Consider the following 1,617-nt stretch of genomic DNA (forward strand, 5'->3'; position numbering starts at 1 on the left):
TGAGCACATACTTAATACTCGGGGACGAAAATCGTTGGGCTATTTTTCTCCAAATGAAGTATTTTTAGCTCATCTAATGGCTGCATAACGTTTTATGGGTTTGTTGCGTTTCGACTGGGAATGGGCCTTACTGGCATGTCCATTTTGCTAAACCGACAAAAAATGCGTGGCGGACTGCAAAATATCTGGGACGCTATTTGAAAAAGCCACCGGTATCAGGTTGCCGTTTGGCCCACTATGACGGCGGATCCCGTATAACTCTACCAAGAGTTTCGCACAGGCATATAAAATTCTAAAAATGGCTTAAAAGCAATGATTAATCTGCAAGTTACTAAAAAACATAAATTTTCTTAAATTACAATAAGTTGTATTTGATTTATAAGGTTTTGACTATTTATATATCATGCTGAATTAAACTTAAAAATAGAGCGTTTTTTTATTGGTGCGAAACTCGTGGACCCTTTATTGATGATACCTTCTTACTCCTTAGCGCAGGTCTTTGGAATTTCCATCTCAGAACAGCGTAAAATTTACTTCAATCACCGAAACACCCTTATTTCACTATTAAGCAACACGCTTAAAGATCCTGAGGCCGTATGAAATAGGGACACGAGTTTCGCACAGGCATATAAAATTCTAAAAATGGCTTAAAAGCAATGATTAATCTGCAAGTTACTAAAAAACATAAATTTTCTTAAATTACAATAAGTTGTATTTGATTTATAAGGTTTTGACTATTTATATATCATGCTGAATTAAACTTAAAAATAGAGCGTTTTTTTATTGGTGCGAAACTCGTGTCTACGTTTTCTTAACCATCGCACACATCATCATGAAAATTTAGAATTACCACAACGTGAGTTAATTTTACGACTGATTAAACATATCCCGGAGAAACACTTTCGGATGGTGCGGTACTTTGGTTTTCTCGCAAACCGAGTGGTGGGAACATTATTGCTGAAGGTAAAAAAGGCACTGGCTCAGGAAGAGAAAAAACCTGTAAAAGTAGTGACATTTTCCAGCCTCAGCCAAGCACTGCTCAATACGGACCCTTTTAAATGTATTCTGTGTGGCGGGAAAATGGTCTATCAGCGGGTCTTGTATGGGCTGGTAACAAAGGATCTGGTTGCTAACGCAGTGGAAATAGCGCGAATGCGTTACGTGATGTAATGCAGGGAAGATCTGCCTGAATTCAGCAAATTCGTTCAAAAATCAGTCGATTAGCCAACAAATAATGATCTCACTCCCTCTTGTGCTGAAAAAAACAGCAAATCTTACCGACTGTGATCCCTATTTCACACGAGTTTCGCACCAATAAAAAAACGCTCTATTTTTAAGTTTAATTCAGCATGATATATAAATAGTCAAAACCTTATAAATCAAATACAACTTATTGTAATTTAAGAAAATTTATGTTTTTTAGTAACTTGCAGATTAATCATTGCTTTTAAGCCATTTTTAGAATTTTATATGCCTGTGCGAAACTCGTGTTTCATACGGCCTCAGGATCTTTGAAATTCCTAGGCGTGAACTGGACGTTATAGCCCATTGCACGCTCAAAACACGCTGCGAACCACTGTGCGAAAGCAGGCCAGCCATGACGCAGTGCAGCCCCCA

At 37.8% G+C, this 1,617-nt stretch carries 2 protein-coding genes and 1 pseudogene; all 3 read left to right on the forward strand.

Annotated features, from left to right (window positions below; all coding sequences use genetic code 11):
• Window positions 1-122: 122 nt before the first annotated feature.
• Window positions 123-239: pseudogene (locus CBG25_RS06145) on the forward strand (transposase); the annotation flags it as partial.
• A gap of 229 nt (window positions 240-468) precedes the next feature.
• The gene (locus CBG25_RS06150; protein WP_290605333.1) at window positions 469-600 is read left to right on the forward strand and encodes a hypothetical protein; all 132 of its coding nucleotides are present in this window, start codon (window positions 469-471) and stop codon (window positions 598-600) included.
• Between the two features lie 186 nt (window positions 601-786).
• The gene (locus tag CBG25_RS06155) at window positions 787-1,170 is read left to right on the forward strand and encodes a transposase (RefSeq protein WP_290605335.1); all 384 of its coding nucleotides are present in this window, start codon (window positions 787-789) and stop codon (window positions 1,168-1,170) included.
• Window positions 1,171-1,617 lie beyond the last annotated feature (447 nt).

Origin of the sequence: Arsenophonus sp. ENCA (assembly GCF_002287155.1) — a bacterium.
GTDB lineage: Bacteria > Pseudomonadota > Gammaproteobacteria > Enterobacterales > Enterobacteriaceae > Arsenophonus > Arsenophonus nilaparvatae.

Coding starts and splice junctions, on each gene's coding strand:
- CBG25_RS06150 (WP_290605333.1), top strand. CDS start 469: ATGATACCTTCTTACTCCTTAGCGCAGGTCTTTGGAATTTCCATCTCA.